Origin of the sequence: Pararhizobium sp. DWP3-4, from assembly GCF_049898205.1 — a bacterium.
Lineage (GTDB): Bacteria > Pseudomonadota > Alphaproteobacteria > Rhizobiales > Rhizobiaceae > Pararhizobium.
On record NZ_JAFCXF010000002.1, the window covers coordinates 505,265 to 526,539 of the forward strand.

Here is a 21,275-nt window from a genome sequence, read left to right on the forward strand (position 1 = left end):
GTCCTTACCCTGCAGCGGCGAGCGATGTTTCGGTGTGGAGGGACTGGCCGCGCGATGCCGAAACGACAGCATCGACGTCCAGGATGAGCGCAACGCGGCCATCACCGAGAATGGTGGCGGCAGCAATCCCGGGTACGTGCGTATAGTTGGCTTCGAGGCTCTTGATGACGACCTGGCGCTGGCCCTGGATGGCATCGACCATCAAAGCACGCTGGCCACCGCCTTCGGATTCCACCAGAAGGGCGACACCTTCGACCGGATTGGCCTGAGTTGCCCGGAAGTTCAGGATGCGTCCCACATCGACCAGCGGGCAGAACGAGTTGCGGATCGAGATCAACCGCTGCGTCGCGCCGAAGGAGTGGATCGCCGCCGCATCCGGCTGCAGGGTTTCGACGATCGCGGTCAACGGTACGACCAGCGTCTGGCCGGCAACCGTGACGACCATGCCGTCGAGAACGGCCAGCGTCAGCGGCAGGCTCATGGTGAACACCGAGCCCTGGCCGGGCTTCGACGAGATATTGATACGGCCGCCGAGCGCCTGGATGGAGCGCTTGACCACGTCCATGCCGACACCACGTCCCGAAAGGTCGGAGACCTTGTCGGCGGTGGAGAAGCCAGCGTGGAAGATCAGGTTGTCGATTTCCTCGTCGGACAGGTTGGCATCGGCAGCGATCAGGTCGTTGTCGATCGCCTTCTGGCGAACTTTTTCGCGGTTGATGCCGGCGCCATCGTCGGAGAGTTCGATGACGATACGGCCGGAGCGATGCTTGGCGGTCAGCTTGACCGTGCCTTCGGCATTCTTGCCGGCGGCAATGCGCTTTTCCGGCATTTCGAGGCCGTGATCGACCGCGTTGCGGATCATGTGCGTCAAGGGCTCGGCGAGCTTGTCGATGACCGTCTTGTCGACTTCGGTGTTTTCACCCTCGGTGACGAGGCGAACCGACTTGCCGGTAATATCGGCGATTTCACGAACCGTGCGGGCCATGCGCTGGAACACCGGCTTGACCGGCTGGGCGCGGATCGCCATGACCGAGTCCTGGATCTCGCGGGTCAGTTGCTGCAGTTCTTCCAGACCCATATTGATCGATGAGACGCCATTCGAGTCATTCTCGATGACGCTTTGCGACAGCATGGCCTGATTGATGACCAGTTCGCCGACGAGGTTGATCAGCCGGTCGACACGATCGAGATCGACGCGGATGGTTGGTGCGGCAGCAGATGCCTGCTGGGCATTGTTCTGGGCCGCAGCAGCGGCTGCGCTCTTGTCACTGGTGGCAGCGCGCGAGGCGCTGGCGGCCATCTGCACGACATTGGATGCGGCTTCGGCAGCAGCGACGGCCTGCTGCACGGCGGCGATCTGCTCTTCTTCCTCGACCACGCCAAGCGGCGCATCGGGTTCATCATCAAGCGCGGACAGATCAAACGGCACCGGCTGCATCGGCAGGTCGTCACCGGCAGCTTCGGCAACCTCACCGGTTTCGAGCGCCGTCACTTCAAGATCGCAATCCCACTCGGCGAACTCGAACACCGATCGCACGGCATCCTCGCCCTTGTCGGTCTTGATCGACACTTTCCAAGAGAAGTAGGCGGCCTCCGGGTCCATCAGGTCGAGGGATGGCAGGCTATCCATGTTGCAATGGATGCTCATCTCGCCGAGGCGCGAAAGATCGCGCAGCAGCAACGTCGCTTCATTGCCCTTGGTATAGAGTTCCGACTTCGGCTTGAAGACGACGTCATAAGCCGGGAGATCGGCGGACAGATCATCGCCGCCGAAATCGTCGAAGGAGAAGGCGACCGGAACAAAACCGTCGTCGCTGACAACAGGTGCCGGTGCGGCAGCAACCGGAGCGGCCTTCGGCGCAGCTGCGACCGGGGCTGCGGCAGCCGGAGGCGCCTCGCCCTTGGCCAACGCCTCAAGTTCCCGGATCAGCTGCAGGGAACGCGCCTGATCGACGCTGCCGCCGTCGCGCGCGACATTGGTCAGGTCAGCCAGCACGTCGGCAGACTTCAGCATGACCTTCAGGACATCCGGGTTGGGTTCCAGCTTGTTGGAACGAACGCAATCAAGCGTGGTCTCAAACACATGTGCGAAAGAGACGAGATCGTCCAGCCCGAACGCTCCGGCACCACCTTTGATCGAGTGGACCGCACGGAAAACCGCATTCACCGTTTCCGGATCGCGGTCGCCGTCATTGAGCCTCAGGAGACCGGATTCCAATTCCGCGAGTTGCTCCTCGCATTCCTGGAAGAAAATCTCTTTGATTTCGTTCATATCCATGGGGAGAAATCCTGGCTTAGGCGGTTACGCGCTCGATTGCATCGATCAGCTTGGTCGGATCGAACGGCTTGACGATCCAGCCGGTCGCACCGGCCTGGCGGGCACGGTTCTTCTTTTCCGCGTCGCTTTCGGTGGTCAGCACCAGGATCGGAATTGCCCGGAATTTCTCGTTCTTGCGCACGCCCTCGATGAAGCCGAAGCCATCCAGACGCGGCATGTTGATGTCGGTGACGATGACATCCGGATTAGCGTCCTCGAGAATTTCGAGCCCCTCGATGCCGTCCTCGGCCTGGATCGTTTCGAAACCGGCATTGTTCAGCGTGACGAGCAGCATGTTCCGGATGGTTCGGGAATCATCGACTGTAAGAACTTTCTTTTTCATGTCTCAAATCTCCTTTGCCATCAGGTGTTCGATATTGACCCCGATGAGCTGTGTCGTTTTCGTAAATGCGTCCGACACCTTGGCAAAGGTGAAAGACTGATTATCCTCTTCCCAGCTTTTTGCTCCGGCCATCAGGACCTGAACGCACAGGGCGCCGATACGCTCGACTGCAGATGCGTCGATCGCGAGCGGATTGCCGCGCAGAGCCATCAGCTTGCTGTGCAACGCGTTGGCCTCGTTGAGGTCGAGAACCGGTGCGAGGCTCAAACTTTTCCGAGCGGCTTTCTTGGCTGCCATCTCTACTTTCCTTGTCTGGCTGGGAGTAATTTACAGGGATGGGTCAACTGGTTTTCGGCACGCCCATGCGAGCGCACGTTCCGGCCCTCGAAAATCGCCGATCCTGGCAGGATGTGTTTGTGACGGCTCTGCATCAGCGGCCCCATCCGGCAAGGCGACCCTGCAGGCCGAAGCCCTCTTCGAAGCCGTCATGGCTGTCGCCGGTGATTTCGCCCGGCCGTCCGGCTGGTGCCATGATGGCCGGGGTCGAATAGGACGGTGAGAAGGCCGTCTTCGGCGCCTGCCGCTGGACATGGAACTGGCGGATCGTCTGGCCGAGTTCGAGTATGACGGTGTGCAGGTCGTCGCAGTTCTCTTTGGTGGCGGTTGCCTGATGTGCGCTCGCGCCGATTTCGGTGCCGATACGGTTCAGATCGGATGTCGCTGTCTGAAGGCCGGTGACCTGTTCGGCGGTTTCTTCGGCAATCCCTGCGATGGCATCGTTGATGCCACGCACTTGCTCGACAATGTTGCTGATGGCGTCCTGCGTGCGGCCGACGCGTTCGACGCCTGCCTCGACCTGCGACTTCGTGCTGGAGACCAACTGCTTGATTTCGCGGGCCGCATCGCCTGAACGCTGCGCCAAGGCGCGGACTTCCTGGGCGACGACGGCAAAACCACGGCCGCTTTCGCCCGCACGCGCAGCCTCGATACCCGCGTTCAGCGCCAGGAGATTGGTCTGGAAGGCGATCTCGTCGATGACGCCGATGATCTGGCCGATCTTTTCGGCCGACGCTTCGATATCGGCCATGGCGGATATCGCCTGCCCGGCGATTTCGCCGCTATGTTCCGCCGACTGGCGGGTAACCGCAACGCTCTTTTCCGCGGCCCGCGTCTGGCCGGCATTGTGCTTGACGCGATCGACGATGGCGCCGAGCGACCCGACGGTTTCACCCAGCGCTACGGACTGTTCCTGCGCGCGCCGAGCAAATTGTCCGGTCTGTCCGGCAAGATCGCGCGAGGATGTTTCCATCGTGACGGCGCGGTCGGCAAGACCGATGAACTCGTTCTGCATGGCATCAAGGGCGCCATTCAGTTCCTTGGCCAGCGGCTGATAGGCAGCGGCCACGTCATTCGGCGTGCGGACGGAGAGGTCGCCACGGCCAAGCGCCTGTGTGACATCGCCAAACAAGGCCAGTGCTTCGGCTTCCCCCGCCTTGCGCTGCTCGGCGAGCTGACGCTGATGGCTGTGGCGCTGTTCGTTGAAGCGCAGGGAAACGGAAATTTCGGTATCGACGAAAACGGTGCGGACGAGAGCGGCGACGAGGTCGGCCAGCTCCTTCCTGTTCGCCTTGCCCAGCGACAGCATCGATTTTGGCCAGAACTGCTCGATCATCGAACAGATCAGACGTTCGAGCACCACGGCGTGGCCGGCGATCTGCCAGCGGGGGTCGAGACCCATCTTGCTCTCGGTATCCGACAGAACCTTGACGCGCTCGGCATAGAGGCTGTCGAAGCGGGCGTCGGTCAGCACGCTCCAATGCGAGGACTGAAGGTCGTGCAGCCGGTCGATCTGGCGGTCGCTGGTGAAATGGCGTGCGGCATCCGGGAAGGTCTGGAGGCGCTGGAACAGGTCGCGCAATGCGAGTTCGACCTCTGCGCCCAACGACTGGCGATGCTTGCGTAAGACGTCGGTCTGGTCTTCATCGAGCCCGGCAAAACGCAAGCGCTCGAGCAGGCTGCCTGCCTGAGCTTTCCTGGTCTGATCTGGCGACGTTTCCTGCCTCACGCTTTTCCCCGGTCCGGTATCTCATCTCTGCAAACCGGGCGGTTTTCAGAGGTATCCTGTAGAAAATCAAACTGTTGCAGCATCTCCACGCGCCTCGAACGGCGCATGGTGCATCCACTCATCACCGGCTGTTCCAAAGGGGCGTTGCCCAACGTGCCGTCTTGCAAGACGCCAAGTGGCGACGGCTGCAATACCAGCTGGCCACGGCGATCGGCCGCTTCGTTCCCAAGAGATATCCGGTGAAAGTGCATACCGGGTCGGAACCGGTTCGTCGGTACGGCGTCATGCCTTGCGGGGAAGTAGATTTTCCCACTCCAACGTGTACGACCATGTTTATGGTTAATTCCTTGCTTGAAGGTTAACGGTTGATGGTCCGTATCTTCTTTCACTAAAATTGACCGCATATTGCCCTCACCGGGCGCAACCGCCTATGAAACGGGGGTTTGCGCCCATCGGAGAAACAACAGGTTTTCAATGGTAAAACTTGGGAGTTGATCTTGAGAGACCCCGCCATTAACTACTGCCTATTCTGACCGGGCAAGCCATGTGCAAGCATAGCCGGACAAAGTGAAGCGGCATCATGACGATGACGTAGAAGGAATGGGCAATGATTGTTCTGGGACTAAGCGCTACGCTTATCGCCACCCTTACACTGGCAGCAGTCTCCATCCTCCTGAATATCGAGGATGATCGTAAGTCATTGAATGCCCGTATTTTCTAGGAAATAGTTAAGCCGCACTTCCCGCCTGAAAGCCTATGTGCGTCACAGGCTTCAATACATCGCGGCTTATTCTGAGACCCGGAAGCTGCTTGCCGTTAACGGCTGCAGCCGTCCGATAACCATTCAGTTTACAGCACTCTTTGATCGCACACCGGAACAGCCGGTGAGACCCGCCCCAAAGGGCGGGCCACAGGGTCATTCGGCTGGAGCGTAGTTAACAGCAGCCGGCACCTCCACCTGGCGCGGCAGGGTGAGAGCGACGATCAGCCCCAGAACAGTTCCAACAGCGGCCAGATAGACGGCGAACCGTGTCCCTTCGATAAGCCCGATCGTCGCCGTCTGACCCATCGTTTCCCCGACACCATTGGCGACGGCGACCAGGATGGCGAGGCCGACGGCCAACCCAACCTGCAGGCTGGTGGATGCCATGCCCGACGCCACGCCCTGCTCTTCCTGGGCAACTCCGGTGGCCGAGACGATCCACATCGCCGTCCACACCATGCCTTGCCCGACGCCGAGCACGGCCATGCCCGGAACCAGCCCCATATAGCCCCAGTCCGGCGAGATACCGTATGCGAACGCCACCATGCCGGCGACGCTGAGAACCTGGCCGGTCACCAGACTGGCGCGAACGCCCGAGCCGGTCGCCATACGCTCACCCAGTTGCGTGCCGATGAAGATGGCGACAGCCGGAACGAGGAATGCCAGGCCGGTCCACAGCGCATCGAAGCCGAGCATGCCCTGGAACAACACGGTTTCGAAATAGGGCAAAGCACCCAAGGTAGCGCCGAAGAACAGTGTCAGCAGCATGCCGGCCAGCGCATAGCGGTTGGAAAACAGGCGCAACGGCATCAAAGGATCATTACTGCGGGCTTCGATGACGAAGAAGGCAGCGAGCAGAACGAGACCAGTTACCAGCGCCAGCAGGATCGATGGCGACCCCCAACCGGATTCCGGCCCCTGGACGAGGACGTACACCAGCAATGTGATACCGATTGTCGCGGTCAGCGCACCCGGAAGATCGAAGCTGCGATGCGAGCCCTGGCTGACATCGCGGGGCATGACGATCAGGGCACCAACGATGATGATGGCAACCAGCGGCACATTGACGAAGAAAACCGCAGGCCAGCCATAGGCGCTGGTAAGAATACCGCCGAGCAGAGCGCCGACGGTCAGGCCCGACGCTCCGGCACCGCCCCAAACAGCGAGGGCGCGGTTGCGCTCGCGGCCTTCGGCAAACAACGTGGTCACCAGCGACAGCGTTGCCGGAAACAGCAGGGCACCGCCGACACCCTGGATGGCCCGGGCAATGATGATGGCACTCGGGCTTGCCGCCAGTCCACCGACCAGCGACGATACGCCGTAAAGCGCCAGGGCGAAGATAAAGATCCGGCGGCGTCCGAGAAGATCGGCAGCGCGGCCGCCCAAGAGCAGGAAGCCACCGAAGGCGACACCATAGGCACTGACGACCCATTGCAGCGTCTGGCGCGAGAAGCCGAGCTGCGCGCCAATGTCTGGCAATGCGACGAAGACGATATTGTAATCAACGGCAATGACCAGTTGAGCAAAGGCGAGCAGGAACAATGTCCAGCCCAGCCGCTGGCGACCGCCGGATGCGGGAAAAGATGACATGATGGATATCTCTTGTTGCGGGGACAAGGCTGCGCAGCGTTGATGATTTGATAGTACGGATAGAATCGTACAATTGTCAACGCGAGACGTCCAAAAAGTTTGACTGTACGCGAACGGTTTATTATCTTGCCTTGATGAACGACCATCATCCCACGCGTGACGACCTTCGCCTGCCCGATGTGCTCCTGGCTCTGGGCAATCCGATCCGGCTGGCGGCGGTGAAGCAGATCGCGACCGGCGAATGTATCTGCAGCGACTTCGTAACGGATGTTTCGAAATCGACGATGACGCATCATTGGCGCGTGTTGCGCGAGGCCGGGGTGATCCGGCAGCGGCCGGAAGGCCGGGTCATCTATATGTCGCTGCGGCAGGATGATCTGGAGGCGCGGTTTCCCGGACTGTTGTCGGCCATCTTCAACGCCGATCAGGTGGCGTCGGTATAGGCTGGCCGAATGCAGGCTATAAGGCCTGGACGAGCTTGGTCCAGCATGCCGCATAAGCCGCATAGGTTTCTGGAACCTCACCCTGAAATTCCACTGTATGCGCCTGTGCCCGGCTGCCATCGACAAGGCATGCAGCCCCAAGGCTTGTGCCGGTGGCGCTCTGGCTGCCGATCAGCACGGGGCGCCCTGTCGCGGCCTCCAACATCCGCAGATAGCTCGGATTGACCGCAAACGGCCCCTCGACGACGACCTCGCCTTCTGCGCCGATCAGATCAAGCGAACTCGCCGTCATCATCGCCAGATGAAAGGAGACGACGGCAAGCCTCTGCGGGCCGGTCAAGGACGCCTCGTCGCATGTCCAAGAGGCCTTGGCGTGCGGGAAAGGCCCGGAACCTTCCGGCACCGATGGCAGAAGCATCCACTGAGCGGCAGCCACCTGCGCTTCGACGTCTTCGGAAACGGTGACCGCCGGATCGGTGATCAGCGTCGAAAAGGCTCGTCCACCCATGAACCGTGCCGAGGGGACGGGATCGCCCAAGGCGTTGACATTGATCAGCGTGTCGCGCGCCTCGTCCAGCGCCACTTTCCTTGCGCCCATGGCCATCATCACGACCCAGGTTCCGGTGGAAACCACGGAGAACGGCGCTTTCCGCGTCAGCACATGCGGCAGCAGCGAGGAATTGGAATCGTGGATGCCGCAATAGACCGGCAGCCCCACCGGCAGACCGGTGTCCTTTGCCGCCTGCGGGGTCAATCCCCCACCCAGACCATCGCTTGCACGCCGCACCGGCGCAAACAGGGGCCGCCAGCCGCGCGCATCGACCATGGTCGAGAAATCGGCCTTGTACGGATTCCAGAGATCGGTATGGCAGCCGAGAGAGGTCAGTTCGGTGGAGAGAACGCCGCTCAGCCGGTAGGACCAGTATTGCGCATAGGTCAGGATGCTGTCGACATTGGCAAATTGGTCAGGAAAGGTCTGTTCCTGCCAATAGATCTGCGCGCCGATGTTCAGTCCCATCGGTAGCCGTGCCGCACCGGTTTCGGCAAAGGGCGGGCGAACCTTGTCATAGTCGCCGGCCAGCGTATCGGGGCCGGTGAATTCGTAATCGAGCAGCGGCAAAGCAAGATCGCCGTTCCTGTCCAGCAGAACCGCGGTCGCGCCGTGCGTGGTCACCGAGATCGCCTCGATCGGCGTCTCGGTATCCAGCGCGGCAAGGCTTTCGGCGATGAAGCGCCACAGGCGTTCGACGTCGAAATGCGGGTAGATACCTTCGGTTACGACACCGTTTGCGGTCTTGCGCACCGCCGTTTCCTCGAACCGGTCGAGATCGACCAAAGCGACCTTGGCATTCGTCTTTCCGATATCGATGACGGCGATGGTTTTCATGGCACTACTTCATATGAAAGACGGTTGTCAGCGGCACGGCGACAGGCTCGTTGTCCGCCTTCGTCTCCATGATATCGGCCATATAGGCCCACCATTTCTGCATCACCGGATGTTTCGGCAGATCGGCCATGGTGTGATCATCCCGCCGCCAGAGAACACCGAACAGCAGATGGGTCTCCTCATCGAGATGGATCGAGTAATCCGACACGCCGGCGTCCGTCAGGAGCGCCGACAGTTCCGGCCAGATCGCGTCATGGCGGGCCTTGTATTCTTCAGTCATGCCGGGATTGAGCCGCATGCGGAAAGCGTATTTTTCCATTTCGTCCTCAATGCGCCCGGCGGCGGCGGGCGCGTGACCACAGGATCGGCAATGCGATGACGGAAATCAACAGCACGCCGATGAAGATCGACATGACGATGCCAGGCACGTTCAAGAGCCCGAAGCCGAACGTGACCATGCCCATGATGAAGGCGGCGAGCACGACGCCTGGAATGGTACCGGATCCGCCAAGGATGCTGACGCCGCCAAGCACCACCATCGTCACCACTTCCAGCTCGACGCCCAAGGCAATCGACGGGCGGGTGGAGCCGAGGCGCGAGGTCAGGCAGATCGAGGCAATGCCGGCCATCAGGCCCGTCAGTAGGAACAGGATGAACTTGACGCGGCCGACGCGGACGCCGGAGAACAACGCCGCCGTCTGGTTGTTGCCGATGGCATAGACGGCGCGGCCGAAATTGGTCTTGTGCAGCAGCACGCTGTAGACGACAGCGAAGAACACGAACAGCGCGAATTCAAACGAGAAAACCCACCAGACATAGCCCTGGCCGAAATAGGCAAAGCTGGCCGGATAGCCCGTATAGGCCTGGTCTCCCAAGATAATGAAGGACAGGCCGCGAAACAGGCTCATCGTACCGATGGTGACGACGATCGATGGTAGGCCAAGGCCGGTGATCAGCAGCCCGTTGACCGCGCCGCAAAGAAGGCCGGTACCAAGGCCAACGATGACCAGCATCGGCGTATCGGCACCCATGGTGACGGCAAGCCCCATGGCTGTCGAGGACAGGGCGATGATCGAGGCGACGGAAAGGTCGATCTCGCCGGAAATGATCACCAGCGCCATGGCAAAGGCGATCAGTGCCTTTTCGGTGAAATTGAAGGTCGCGTCGGACAGGTTCCACGGATCGAGGAAATAGGGCGAGGCAAACGAGTTGATCGTGAAGATCAGGATCGCCACGACGAGGAGCAGGCTTTCCCAGCTCTTCAGCGCCCGGTTGCTTCGGCTTTGCAGCCGGTCCGGAATGATCCTTGGTGAAAGATGCGCTTCCGCCATCAGACCGCCTCCGCTTTCTTTAATATGACACGGCCCTTGCGCTTTTCAGTGCGGGCGTTGACGGCGACGGCGATGATGATCACCGTTCCGGAAATCGCCAGCTGGGCAAAGGGCGAGATATTGATGACCGGCAGCGCATTCTTGATGACGCCGAGGAACAGGCTGCCGAGCACAGCACCGCCGACCGAGCCGATGCCGCCGGCAATCGAAATGCCGCCAATGACGCAGGCCGCAATGATATCCAGTTCGAAACCGGCGGCGATATCGACATAGGCGACCGCATAGCGCGACACCCAAAGATAACCGGAAAGGCCAGCAAGACCACCGGACAGGCAATAGGCAAAGAAGCGCGTGCGGCCGACATCGATGCCGGTATAGACGGCCGCGTGCGGATTGCCGCCGACGGCGAAGAAGGCGCGGCCGACAGGCGTGCGCGTCATCAGGATATAGACGCCGGCGATTGTCAGAACCGACAGCCATGACAGGATTGGAAAACCGATCAGCGGGGCACGCGGCAAGGCCTTGAAGGCATCGCTCATCTGATGGGCGTTGATCCAGGCGCCCTTGCTCAGAAGAAAGATGGCGCCGCGAAAGATGGTCAGCGTGCCGAGCGTCACGACGATCGGCGGAATATCCAGTTTCCAGACGAGCAGGCCGTTGATCGAGCCGAGGGCCGCGCCAAGGGCGACGACGGTGAGGATGACCAGCGGGATCGGTATGCCCGGAAAGGCGGCATTGATCATCGCCGCGACCATGCCGGATAACGCCAGGTTGGCCGCCATCGACAGGTCGATGCAGCGCGTCAGGATGACGGCCATCTGGCCGAGCGCCAGGATGATCAGGATCGAGGTGTCATTATAGACGCGCGCCAGATTGGCCGGTGCTATGAAACCCGGGAAGCGTAGCGCGATCAGGAACACCAGCGCGATGATGGCGATGACCAGAAGGATTTCGCGGTTCTTGAGCAGCTTTGCCATTATGCAGCCTCCCCGATACCTGCGGCGGCCCGGACCAGCTTTTCCGCCGTTAGCTCGGAGCGCTCAAAACGCCCGGCAATACGGCCTTCGCGCATGACAATGACGCGGTCGGCCATGCCCATGATTTCGGGGATTTCCGAGGAGACCATGATGACGCTCAATCCCTGCCCTGCCAGTTCGCTCATGAAGGCATGCACCGCAGCCTTGGAGCCGATATCGATACCCTTGGTCGGCTCATCGAGAATGATCACCTTCGGCTGCGTCGCCAGCCATTTGGCGATCACCACCTTTTGCTGGTTGCCGCCCGACAGCGTGCCGACATCCTGATCGAGCGAGGCGGCGCGCAGGTCGAGGCGCTGCGTATATTCGCGCGCCAGGGCAAACTCGTTGGCAAGCTTCAGGAAGCCGGAACGGGAGGTTTTCTGCAGCGAGGGCAGCGTGACGTTCTGGAAGATCGGCAAGCCGATGATGGCGCCCTGACGGCCGCGTTCTTCCGGCACATAGACGATACCGGCCTCGATCGCTTCGGCGGGAGAGCGGATGACGAGGACATCGCCATTCAATTTGACCGCGCCGGCAGACGGCCGGGTGATACCGATCAGTGACTGCATGAATTCGGAGCGTCCGGCCCCGATCAGGCCGTAGAAGCCGAGGATTTCGCCACGGCGCAGCTCGAAATTGATGTCTTCGAATTCGGTCGGATGGCGGTAGCCGGAAACCGTGAGGACCGGCTCGCCGATCGCGACATCGACCTTCGGAAAGACCTGGCCGACATCGCGACCGACCATCATCTTGACCAGCTGATCCTGCGTCACATCGGCAATCAGCCCCTCGCCGACCATGCCGCCATCACGAAACACGGTATAGCGGTCGGCAATGCGGAAGATTTCATCGAATTTGTGGCTGATGAACAGGATCGCCTTGCCATCCGCCTTCAGCCGGTCGATCAGCTCGTAAAGCTCGTGGATTTCCTTGTGCGACAGGGCCGCCGTCGGCTCGTCCATGATGACGACGCTGGCGTCGATCGACAGAGCGCGGGCAATCGCCACCATATGCTTGTTGGCAATGCCGAGGTCGCGCAGCCGGATGGTCGGATCGATTTCCGCGCCGACGCGGGCAAGCAGTTCGCGGGCATTTTCGTTGAGTTTCTTCCAATCGATCAGGCCGAAGCGGCCGCGCGGCGCATGGCCGAGAAAGATGTTTTCGGCGACCGACAGTTCATCGAACAGCACGGTTTCCTGATGGATCGCGGTGACGCCGGCATGGGCGGCTGCGAGTGCGGTCGGAAAATGAGTCTCGGCTCCATCGACCCGGATCGTGCCGCCATCCGGCTGATAGATGCCTGTGAGGATCTTGACGAGGGTCGATTTGCCCGCACCGTTTTCGCCGATCAGCGCCGTGACGGAACCGGGGTACAGAGCGAGCGAGACGTCGGACAGCGCTTTTACGCCCGGGAAGGACTTGGATATGCCCTCAAGCGCGACGGCGGGCTTCATCCGCGATGTGGTCGTTTCCTGCAGCAAGAGGCAATCCACCGGTTGGTTTAAATGGGATATACGGGGCTTAGGCAAGCTCCCTCTTCTCCCCAGCGGGGAGAAGGTGGCCCGAAGGGTCGGATGAGGGGGTCGGCGGCATCGTCAGTATATGCCGCACCGCCCCCTCATCGCCTCGTTTCACTCGGCACTTCTCCCCGCTGGGGAGAAGAGGACCTTCAAATCAGAAGATCTTGGCGAACTCTTCGACGTTCTTGGCGTCGTAGACGAACGGGTCGGCCATGGCGCCTTCGTTGTTGTCGTCGAGCTTGACGGTACCCATGCGGCCCATCTTCAGTTCGGCGCCCGGCTTTGCTTCCGCGCCGCCGATCAGGTCATAGGCAATCATGGTGGCGGAATAGCCGAGGTCGATCGGGTTCCAGATGGCGAACGACTTCGACGAACCGGCCTTGACGTGGCCAGCCATTTCCGAGGGAAGGCCGAGACCGGTAACGTTGATCTGGCCGACCTTGCCGGCGTCTTCGACCGCCTGCGCGGCAGCAACGATACCGACGGAGGTCGGAGCGATGATCGCCTTCAGGTTCGGGTAGGACTGGATGAGGCCTTGCGTTTCGCGGTAGGACTTGTCGGCAAGATCGTCACCGTAGACGGTGGCCACGACATTGATGCCCTTGTAATTGCCCTGAACCTTCTTCATCTCCTCGATCCAGACATTCTGGTTGGTCGAGGTGGCTGTTGCCGAAAGAACGGCGACGTCGCCGCCATCAGGCAACTGGTCGGCGGCAAGCTTGATGATCATGTTGCCGATCAGCGGGCTGGACGACGGATTCAGGTGCATGGAGCGGCCGTCCTTGGCGACGCCCGAATCCCACGAGATAACCTTGATGCCGCGCTCCATCGCCTTCTTCAGCGCCGGAACCAGAGCGTCGGTATCGTTGGCGGATACGGCGATCGCATCAACCTTCTGGGCGATTAGCGAGTTGATCACTTCGATCTGGCCTTCGGCCGTCGTCGTTGTCGGGCCGGTATAGATCACTTCGACATCGCCGAGTTCCTTGGCGGCTTCCTGCGCGCCCTTGTTGGCGGCTTCGAAGAAGCCGATGCCGAGCGCCTTGACGACCAGCGCGATCTTCTTGTTTTCCGCATGCGCGGCGTTTGCCATCAGTGCCAGCGAAACCGCTGTCGTGACCATCAATGCCTTCAGAATTTTCATGACGTTCTCCTCCCTGAAGCCGCGCGGTCACAATGATCGCGTTCATTCGGCTTTATGCTCTCAAAACTTTGCCTGATGGCGTGAAGCCATCGGCATTCCCACTCCCCTCCTCCCGCCGGCCTTACGCCGACGAGGAAGCATTCTCCTCAACAACGCCCGAGCGCGTATTGGCGATAACCAAGCCGACGCCTGCATCTTCAAGCATCTGGACATGCCTGTCCTCGATGCCCGAATCCGTGATCACCGTGGTGATGCGCTTCAGCCCGCACAGAATGAGGCTGGAGCGTTTGTGAAATTTCGACGAGTCGATCAGAACGACGAGTTCGTCTGCCTGGTCGATCAGCTTCTGCTCCGCCTGGATGAGCAGCGGATCGCCTTCCATCAGGCCGAGCGGACCCAGCCCCTGCGCGCCCATGAACATGCGGCGCGCATAGAAATTGCGCGTCACGTCATTGTCGAAGGGGCTCAAAATGATGTTCTGCTCGCGGTAGATCGTGCCACCCGAGAGCATCACGGTGTTCTTCGAGTGCTTGAGCAGATGCTCGGCAATCGGAAAGGAATTGGTGAACACCTGCATCCGGCGGTTGGCGAGGAAGTGCACCATCTGGAACGTCGTGGTGCCGCCATTGATGATGATCGGCTCGCCATCCTGACAGAGTGCCACGGCCTCCTTGGCAATCGCCTGCTTCTGGCGGGCATGCAGGCCTTCGTTGACGCTGAACGGACGGCCGGCAAGGCCGACGAACTGCGGTGGGTTGATCGCTTCCGCACCGCCGCGCACCCGGCGCAGACGTTTTTGCACGTGCAGCGCCGCGATATCCCTGCGGATCGTCGCCTCAGAACTATCGGTCAGATCGACCAGTTCAGGCACGGTGATGACCGGCTTGTCCTGGACAGCTGACAGAATGATCCTGTGTCGCTCTTTCTCGTGCATTAGGCTCCTCCACTATTGTCTATGCTTCCATCACGACCGCGCATTGTCAATCACAAACAATCATATTTTTTCATTGTGCAGTGCAATATGACTGATTTTGATCGTTTATGATTGACATGCGGCTGATCTTTGTGTGATCTGATCGCAACGAATGCGCTCTTTGTCCCGCAAATTCTACCGGGCCGGCGCAAAATTGACCGGGAGGAAATGCAGATGCTCGACAAGCAACAAGGCTCGCGCCTTGCCAATCTCTGGGACGACGCCAAGGCAGCGGCAATGAACGAAGCCGAGCGGCTTCTGTACCGCTCAAACCTGCTGGGTTCCGACAAGCGCATCACCAATTACGGCGGCGGCAACACCTCAGCCAAGGTCATGGAAAAGGATCCGCTCGGCGGCGGCACGGTCGAGGTTCTCTGGGTCAAGGGCTCCGGCGGCGATGTCGGCACGATCAAGATGGACGGCTTTTCGACACTCTACATAGAGAAGCTCGAAGCCCTGAAGGGCCTCTATCGCGGCCTCGAGCATGAAGACGAGATGGTCGGCTACCTGCCGCATTGCACCTTCAACCTCAATCCGCGGGCAGCCTCGATCGACACGCCGCTGCATGCGTATGTGCCCAGGAAGCATGTCGATCACATGCACCCGGATGCGATCATTGCCATTGCCGCATCGAAGAACAGCCGCGAACTGACCCAGCAGATTTTCGGCGCCGATATCGGCTGGCTGCCCTGGAAACGTCCGGGCTTCGAGCTTGGCCTATGGCTTTCGAAATTCTGCGCTGAAAACCCGAATGCACGCGGTTTGATCCTTGAAAGCCATGGCCTCTTCACCTGGGGCGATACGGCCAAGGAAGCCTACGAGACCACCGTCGAGATCATCAACAAGGCAATTGCCTGGTTTGAAACAACCAACACGGCGCCGGCTTTCGGCGGTGCAGTCAAGCCAGTCCTGCCGGCCGTTGAACGCCGCGCAGTCTCGCAAAAACTGATGCCGGTCATTCGCGGCATGATCAGCGCCGACGAGCGCAAGCTCGGCCATTTCGACGACAGCCAGGCGGTTCTCGACTTCGTCACCTCGAAGAACCTTGCGCCGCTGGCGGCGCTCGGCACTTCCTGCCCCGACCATTTCCTGCGCACCAAGATCCGCCCGCTGGTGATCGATTTCGATCCGGCCAATCCCGACATCGACAAGACGCTGGCTGGCCTTGACGCTGCGATTGCAGAATATCGTGCCGGTTACGCTGCCTATTACGAGCGCTGCAAGCGCGACAACAGCCCGGCCATGCGCGATCCGAATGCGGTCGTCTATCTCATTCCCGGCGTCGGCATGATCACCTTTGCCAAGGACAAGGCCACCGCCCGCATTTCCGGCGAATTCTACGTCAACGCCATCAATGTCATGCGCGGCGCCTCCGGCGTCTCGACCTATGTCGGACTGCCGGAACAGGAGGCTTTCGACATCGAATACTGGCTGCTTGAGGAAGCCAAGCTGCAGCGCATGCCAAAGCCGAAGATGCTGGCCGGCAAGATCGCGCTGGTCACCGGCGGCGCCGGCGGAATCGGCAAGGCGACCGCCCACCGCCTGATGCAGGAAGGCGCCTGCGTCGTGCTCGCCGATATCGATGAGGCCGCGCTCGCCTCCGCACTGAGCGAACTCGGCGGCCGCTACGGCAAGGATTTTGTCCGCGCCGTCAACATGAATGTGACTGACGAAACTGCCGTGCAGACGAGCTTCGCCGATGCGCTGCTCGAATTCGGCGGTCTCGACATTCTCGTTTCCAATGCCGGCCTTGCCTCATCAGCCGCGATCGAGGACACGACGCTGGCGCTTTGGAACAAGAACATGGATATCCTGGCGACCGGATACTTCCTCGTCTCACGCGAAGCCTTCCGGATTTTCCGCAACCAGAAGGCAGGCGGCAACGTCGTCTTCGTCGCCTCCAAGAACGGCCTTGCCGCCTCCCCCGGTGCAGCCGCCTATTGCACGGCCAAGGCGGCCGAAATCCACCTTGCCCGGTGCCTGGCGCTGGAAGGTGCTGCGGCGCAGATCCGCGTCAATGTCGTCAATCCGGATGCCGTTCTGCGCGGCTCAAAAATCTGGTCCGGCGAGTGGAAGGAACAGCGCGCCGCCGTCTACAAGACGGATATGGAAGGGCTGGAGGCGATGTATCGCGAACGCTCGATGCTGAAGCTCAGCGTCTTCCCGGAAGACATTGCCGAAGCGATCTACTTCCTCGCCTCCGACATGTCGGCCAAGTCGACGGGCAACATCATCAATGTCGACGCGGGCAACGCCCAGTCGTTCACGCGCTAGACCGGAGAGCGACATGACACGGATGATCACAAAAGACGTCATCGACGCCGACAATGCCGCGCGCATCGCCGATCTGAAGGCGGATTACGAACACCTCGGCACGCAACTGGCGCGCCGGGGCATTGATATCGGTGCCGTCAAAGCGAAAGTATCGGCTTACGGAGTTGCCGTCCCATCCTGGGGCGTCGGCACCGGCGGCACACGCTTTGCCCGCTTTCCGGGCACCGGCGAACCGCGCCATATCTTCGACAAGATCGAGGATTGCTCGGTTATCCAGCAACTGACCAAGGCGACGCCGACCGTCTCGCTGCATATCCCGTGGGACAAGGTCGCTGATCTTAATGAGCTCAAGGAAAAGGGCAACGCGCTGGGTCTCGGCTTTGACGCGATGAACTCCAACACCTTTTCCGACGCAGCCGATCAGGCGCATTCCTACAAGTTCGGCTCGCTCAGCCATGCGGACGCGGCAACGCGCCAGCAGGCCGTCGATCACAATCTCGAATGTGTCGAGATCGGCAAGGCGCTCGGTTCCAAGGCGCTCACCGTCTGGGTCGGCGACGGTTCCAACTTTCCCGGACAGGTGAACTTCACCAAGAGCTTCGAGCGCTACCTCGAGGCGATGAAGGCGATCTACAAGGGGCTGCCGGACGATTGGAAGATCTTTTCCGAGCACAAGATGTTCGAGCCGGCCTTCTATTCGACAGTGGTGCAGGACTGGGGCACAAACTATCTGATCGCACAGGAGCTCGGCCCCAAGGCGCATTGCCTGGTCGACCTCGGCCACCATGCGCCGAACGTCAATATCGAGATGATCGTCGCCCGGCTGATCCAGTTCAAGAAGCTCGGCGGCTTTCATTTCAACGATTCGAAATATGGCGACGACGATCTGGACACCGGCTCGATCGATCCCTACCGGCTGTTCCTGATCTTCAACGAACTGGTCGATGCCGAGACACGGGCAGCCGACGGTTTTGCACCGATGCACATGCTCGACCAGAGCCATAATGTCACCGACCCGATCGAAAGCCTGATGAACTCGGCGACCGAAGTCAGCCGCGCCTATGCGCAGGCGCTGCTGGTCGATCGGCAGGCACTTGAAGGCTATCAGGACGGCAACGACGCTCTGATGGCGACGGAAACGCTAAAGGCCGCATTCCGCACCCATGTCGAACCGATTCTTGCCATGTCGCGCTACGAGGCCGGCGGCGCCATTTCGCCGGTCGCCGCCTATCGCGCCAGCGGCTATCGCGCCAAGGTTTCCGGCGAACGGCCGGTGTCAAAAAGCGGCGGCGGCGGCATCGTCTAAGAAACGTAGATCATCAGAAAGGCCCGCCCCCTCGGGCCTTTTTCTGTTTCAGGGCATGCATTTCATACCTTTTGGCCCGACAGGACACTTTCATTGTCCGCTCCCGCCTTTTCACTGCAAAAAATCGGCGAAGAGCGCATTTTGCCTCTAACGCAAAATACTTTTCGCTCTATCTTGCTCCTTGCAGATACAACGGAAAGGAACCATCCATGGGTATCGAGAGCATTGTTGTCTTTCTTATCGTCGGCGCCATTGCCGGCTGGCTTGCAGGCTTGATCGTTTCGGGTTTCGGCTTCGGCCTGATCGGGAATATGGTCATCGGCATTATCGGCGCCTTCATCGCCGGCGTATTGTTCCCTTATCTCGGCGTCAGCATCGGCAGCGGCATTCTTGCTGCCATCATCCATTCAACGATCGGTGCCGTCATCCTTCTCGTGTTGATCCGTATCGTCAAGCAAGCTTGACGCATCATGGCCTCGTGCCGGTTTTCCGCCAGGCAACCGGCACATCCATGATCTATTTCTGGAGACATCATGTCTGATATCTACGATTCCAGGATTGAACAGGCGATTCAATCCTTTATTTCCGATCATCCCGGCATGCACACCCGCGACGAGGCAATCGCCGCGATCCTGATCAACTGGTTCACCAGCCACGGCTACCTGCCACATGATCAGGAAGGCACGCGCCCGGAAAATCTTGATGCGTCGAACGACGACTGAAGAGATCGCCACCGCCCCGATCATCCGGGCGGCATCCATCAGAAAAGTCGAGCCATCGATGAGCATCGCTTCCGTCAAAACCTTCTTTGCCGAACACGCCCCGGACATTGCCGTCATCGAGCTTGAGCGGAGCACTGCAACAGTCGCGCTCGCGGCAGAGGGACATGGCGTAGAACCGGCGCAGATCGCCAAGACGCTTGCGCTGCGGGTGGCGGACGCGGTGATCCTGATCGTCACGCGCGGCGATGCCCGGCCCGACAACAAGAAATACAAAGCCCGGTTTGCGACCAAGGCCCGCATGCTCGGGTTCGATGAAGTCGAGCAGGAGACCGGCCATCCCGTCGGCGGCGTCTGCCCCTTCGGCCTTGCCAAGCCGCACAAGGTTTACTGCGACATTTCTCTGAAAGCATATGACGAGGTCGTTCCCGCCGCTGGTGCGCCGCACGCTGCGGTGCGGATCAACCCTGAACGAATGGCGGAACTCGCGTCAGCCGAATGGATCGACGTGTCCGAGATTTAAGCGCCTGCCTTTGAATGAACACAAATGTTTCCTTGAAGTTAATCCTTGGAACCGGCATGCCTTCGCCCTGAAGTTCGCTATTTGCCGGTCACGTTTCCGGCATGACGCCAATGTTTCCGGTGTGACGAAGGAGTTCAACCCGCAATGAACAGGCTTGTTTGTTTGCCCCTGCTGGCCGCAGCGATTGCGGCGCCGGCGGCAGCCATGGATCAGTCGCTGGTCAGGCAATTCGAAAAACTCGACCCGCAGACCCGCCTGGAACAGCGATGCGACACGGAGGCGATGTGGAAGATCAGCGCCGACCAGACATCGTTCAAGCCTGACAAGGTGATTGCCTATACGTTCGGCGACCCGGTCTTCGATGCCGACAATCTAAAGGCGCCAGGTGCTGTATTCCGGAGCAAGGGCGAGTGGTACAAGCTGAAATACAAATGCAGCACGGGACCAGACCATATCGAAGTTCTGTCGTTCAACTACAAGATCGGCGATCTCATCCCGCATGACGAGTGGGACGCTCACTATCTCTATCCGTGAGCAGCGTTTCCGCTGCTGTTACAGGACGATGAACAGGACCATGAGGGCGCCGAACGACAGCGCGGCCATGATGTTCAAGAGCGTCTTCATGATATGATCGGTCATGTCGAGCCTCCTCTGATCCGCAGGACTGCGTGAGACCACGTGGCGCCACGCTCGCGGCAATTTCTGCCCGCCCCCGGCAGAACCATTCCACCGATTGCGCCAAATCCCCCGTCAACCACCATGCTGCGAACGATCAAGGTGCACTCGAAGAGCGATTCTGCCCAAATTTATGCCGAAAAGATTAAAATAATGTCATATTGATCTTGAGAGCTGATGAAGTTTGTTAACCATGATCGGCAGAACGCACAGCCACGCAGCTATGGCATGGATAGGCGCCGGCGGCGGCATCCCTTGTAGAGACGATACGAACGAGATCTCTGGAAAAATAGCTTGGTGGTGACTTGCAGCCATCCACCCGTCAGGCGCGGACAACAATCAACGCGCGATGTTGGCGCCGCAAAGGCGCACGATGTCCGCGTAGCGCGGCTATCGGGATTCTTAGCGAGTGGCCAGTTCAGGATTTTGGCTTTTGTTCCTCACGGACGGCTTCGTCGTGATACCAACTGCTGTAGTCGACAGTAAGCACCTGCTTCGGGCGAATATCCGCAATGGTCGCAGACTGCTCGAACCGGCGGCCACCCAACTTCCGCCCACCGGCGGGGAATTCATAAATCTTGGCCGTTGCGGCCGGCGACATCATTGCCATAGTGCCTTTTCCCTTTTCACAGCCCTCAGCAAGGCTATTCGCAGAGATATAGCAGACTTGGACGCAATTTGCGCGGATTGATTAAAAAAAAATCAATCCGCCTAAATAATAGGCTATTTTTTAGGCATGCTGTTTTTCAGAGTATTTTCGCGATAAATTTTGGGCGTGTGCACTCAAGGCAAATTGTCGCAAGTTCTGCGCGTTTTTTGGACAAACCACGCCATCTCCGTCCAAAACTGGCGGTGAGACACCGAGAAAAGATCGAAATCGGCG

21 protein-coding genes are annotated in these 21,275 nt (G+C 59.9%); 7 read left to right on the forward strand and 14 right to left on the reverse strand.

Annotated elements, in window-relative coordinates; translation table 11 throughout:
- Positions 1-4: 4 nt before the first annotated feature.
- From ACP7E6_RS07625 to ACP7E6_RS07645, 5 genes are all read right to left on the reverse strand, one after another.
- Complete coding sequence (locus ACP7E6_RS07625) at positions 5-2,278, reverse strand: chemotaxis protein CheA (protein ID WP_426229112.1); 2,274 nt, start codon at positions 2,276-2,278, stop codon at positions 5-7.
- A gap of 16 nt (positions 2,279-2,294) precedes the next feature.
- Positions 2,295-2,660 carry a chemotaxis response regulator CheY1 gene (gene cheY1, locus ACP7E6_RS07630; RefSeq protein WP_068951143.1) on the reverse strand — a complete coding sequence of 122 codons (366 nt, stop codon included), beginning with the start codon at positions 2,658-2,660 and terminating at the stop codon, positions 2,295-2,297.
- A 3-nt stretch (positions 2,661-2,663) separates the two neighbouring features.
- Positions 2,664-2,957, reverse strand: coding sequence for an STAS domain-containing protein (locus tag ACP7E6_RS07635; protein WP_426229113.1), 294 nt, complete (start codon positions 2,955-2,957; stop codon positions 2,664-2,666).
- A 133-nt stretch (positions 2,958-3,090) separates the two neighbouring features.
- Positions 3,091-4,725, reverse strand: a complete 1,635-nt coding sequence (locus ACP7E6_RS07640; protein ID WP_426229114.1) for a globin-coupled sensor protein — start codon at positions 4,723-4,725, stop codon at positions 3,091-3,093.
- Between the two features lie 916 nt (positions 4,726-5,641).
- Entirely contained in the window at positions 5,642-7,078 is a 1,437-nt protein-coding gene (locus tag ACP7E6_RS07645; RefSeq protein WP_426229115.1) for an MFS transporter, read from the reverse strand.
- A 134-nt stretch (positions 7,079-7,212) separates the two neighbouring features.
- Here ACP7E6_RS07645 and ACP7E6_RS07650 point away from each other — a divergent pair, with 134 nt between their 5' ends.
- Entirely contained in the window at positions 7,213-7,521 is a 309-nt protein-coding gene (locus tag ACP7E6_RS07650) for an ArsR/SmtB family transcription factor (protein ID WP_426229116.1), read from the forward strand.
- A 16-nt stretch (positions 7,522-7,537) separates the two neighbouring features.
- Here ACP7E6_RS07650 and ACP7E6_RS07655 read toward each other — a convergent pair whose 3' ends face one another.
- The 7 genes from ACP7E6_RS07655 to ACP7E6_RS07685 all read right to left on the reverse strand — a co-directional run bounded on the left by ACP7E6_RS07655 (position 7,538) and on the right by ACP7E6_RS07685 (position 14,856).
- Positions 7,538-8,908 carry an FGGY-family carbohydrate kinase gene (locus ACP7E6_RS07655; RefSeq protein WP_426229117.1) on the reverse strand — a complete coding sequence of 457 codons (1,371 nt, stop codon included), beginning with the start codon at positions 8,906-8,908 and terminating at the stop codon, positions 7,538-7,540.
- 4 nt (positions 8,909-8,912) lie between these two features.
- Positions 8,913-9,227, reverse strand: a complete 315-nt coding sequence (rhaM, locus tag ACP7E6_RS07660) for an L-rhamnose mutarotase (protein ID WP_426229118.1) — start codon at positions 9,225-9,227, stop codon at positions 8,913-8,915.
- Between the two features lie 7 nt (positions 9,228-9,234).
- Complete coding sequence (locus tag ACP7E6_RS07665; protein WP_426229119.1) at positions 9,235-10,239, reverse strand: ABC transporter permease; 1,005 nt, start codon at positions 10,237-10,239, stop codon at positions 9,235-9,237.
- The gene (locus tag ACP7E6_RS07670) at positions 10,239-11,219 is read right to left on the reverse strand and encodes an ABC transporter permease (protein ID WP_426229440.1); all 981 of its coding nucleotides are present in this window, start codon (positions 11,217-11,219) and stop codon (positions 10,239-10,241) included. The genes ACP7E6_RS07665 and ACP7E6_RS07670 overlap by 1 nt, the downstream gene beginning before the upstream one ends.
- The gene (locus ACP7E6_RS07675) at positions 11,216-12,712 is read right to left on the reverse strand and encodes a sugar ABC transporter ATP-binding protein (protein ID WP_426229441.1); all 1,497 of its coding nucleotides are present in this window, start codon (positions 12,710-12,712) and stop codon (positions 11,216-11,218) included. The genes ACP7E6_RS07670 and ACP7E6_RS07675 overlap by 4 nt, the downstream gene beginning before the upstream one ends.
- 220 nt (positions 12,713-12,932) lie before the next feature.
- On the reverse strand, positions 12,933-13,922 hold the full coding sequence (gene rhaS / locus ACP7E6_RS07680; protein WP_113245404.1) for a rhamnose ABC transporter substrate-binding protein: 990 nt from the start codon (positions 13,920-13,922) through the stop codon (positions 12,933-12,935).
- Between the two features lie 121 nt (positions 13,923-14,043).
- On the reverse strand, positions 14,044-14,856 hold the full coding sequence (locus ACP7E6_RS07685) for a DeoR/GlpR family DNA-binding transcription regulator (RefSeq protein WP_426229120.1): 813 nt from the start codon (positions 14,854-14,856) through the stop codon (positions 14,044-14,046).
- Between the two features lie 213 nt (positions 14,857-15,069).
- On the opposite strand from ACP7E6_RS07685, the gene ACP7E6_RS07690 reads away from it, so the two are divergent.
- The 6 genes from ACP7E6_RS07690 to ACP7E6_RS07715 all read left to right on the forward strand — a co-directional run bounded on the left by ACP7E6_RS07690 (position 15,070) and on the right by ACP7E6_RS07715 (position 20,251).
- A complete protein-coding gene (locus ACP7E6_RS07690) occupies positions 15,070-17,169 on the forward strand; it encodes a bifunctional rhamnulose-1-phosphate aldolase/short-chain dehydrogenase (protein ID WP_426229121.1) in 2,100 nt (699 codons plus the stop codon).
- Between the two features lie 13 nt (positions 17,170-17,182).
- Complete coding sequence (gene rhaI / locus ACP7E6_RS07695; RefSeq protein ID WP_426229122.1) at positions 17,183-18,475, forward strand: L-rhamnose catabolism isomerase; 1,293 nt, start codon at positions 17,183-17,185, stop codon at positions 18,473-18,475.
- Between the two features lie 209 nt (positions 18,476-18,684).
- Entirely contained in the window at positions 18,685-18,939 is a 255-nt protein-coding gene (locus ACP7E6_RS07700; RefSeq protein WP_113315410.1) for a GlsB/YeaQ/YmgE family stress response membrane protein, read from the forward strand.
- Positions 18,940-19,008: 69 nt separating this feature from the next.
- Positions 19,009-19,197 carry a hypothetical protein gene (locus tag ACP7E6_RS07705; RefSeq protein WP_426229123.1) on the forward strand — a complete coding sequence of 63 codons (189 nt, stop codon included), beginning with the start codon at positions 19,009-19,011 and terminating at the stop codon, positions 19,195-19,197.
- Positions 19,198-19,255: 58 nt separating this feature from the next.
- Positions 19,256-19,717, forward strand: a complete 462-nt coding sequence (locus tag ACP7E6_RS07710; protein WP_426229443.1) for a YbaK/EbsC family protein — start codon at positions 19,256-19,258, stop codon at positions 19,715-19,717.
- A gap of 144 nt (positions 19,718-19,861) precedes the next feature.
- Positions 19,862-20,251, forward strand: a complete 390-nt coding sequence (locus ACP7E6_RS07715) for a DUF930 domain-containing protein (RefSeq protein ID WP_426229124.1) — start codon at positions 19,862-19,864, stop codon at positions 20,249-20,251.
- Positions 20,252-20,269: 18 nt separating this feature from the next.
- On the opposite strand, the gene ACP7E6_RS07720 is transcribed toward ACP7E6_RS07715, so the two are convergent.
- Together ACP7E6_RS07720 and ACP7E6_RS07725 are read right to left on the reverse strand one after the other, a co-directional pair.
- Complete coding sequence (locus ACP7E6_RS07720; RefSeq protein ID WP_426229125.1) at positions 20,270-20,395, reverse strand: hypothetical protein; 126 nt, start codon at positions 20,393-20,395, stop codon at positions 20,270-20,272.
- A 415-nt stretch (positions 20,396-20,810) separates the two neighbouring features.
- Complete coding sequence (locus ACP7E6_RS07725) at positions 20,811-21,002, reverse strand: DUF2735 domain-containing protein (RefSeq protein ID WP_426229126.1); 192 nt, start codon at positions 21,000-21,002, stop codon at positions 20,811-20,813.
- Positions 21,003-21,275 lie beyond the last annotated feature (273 nt).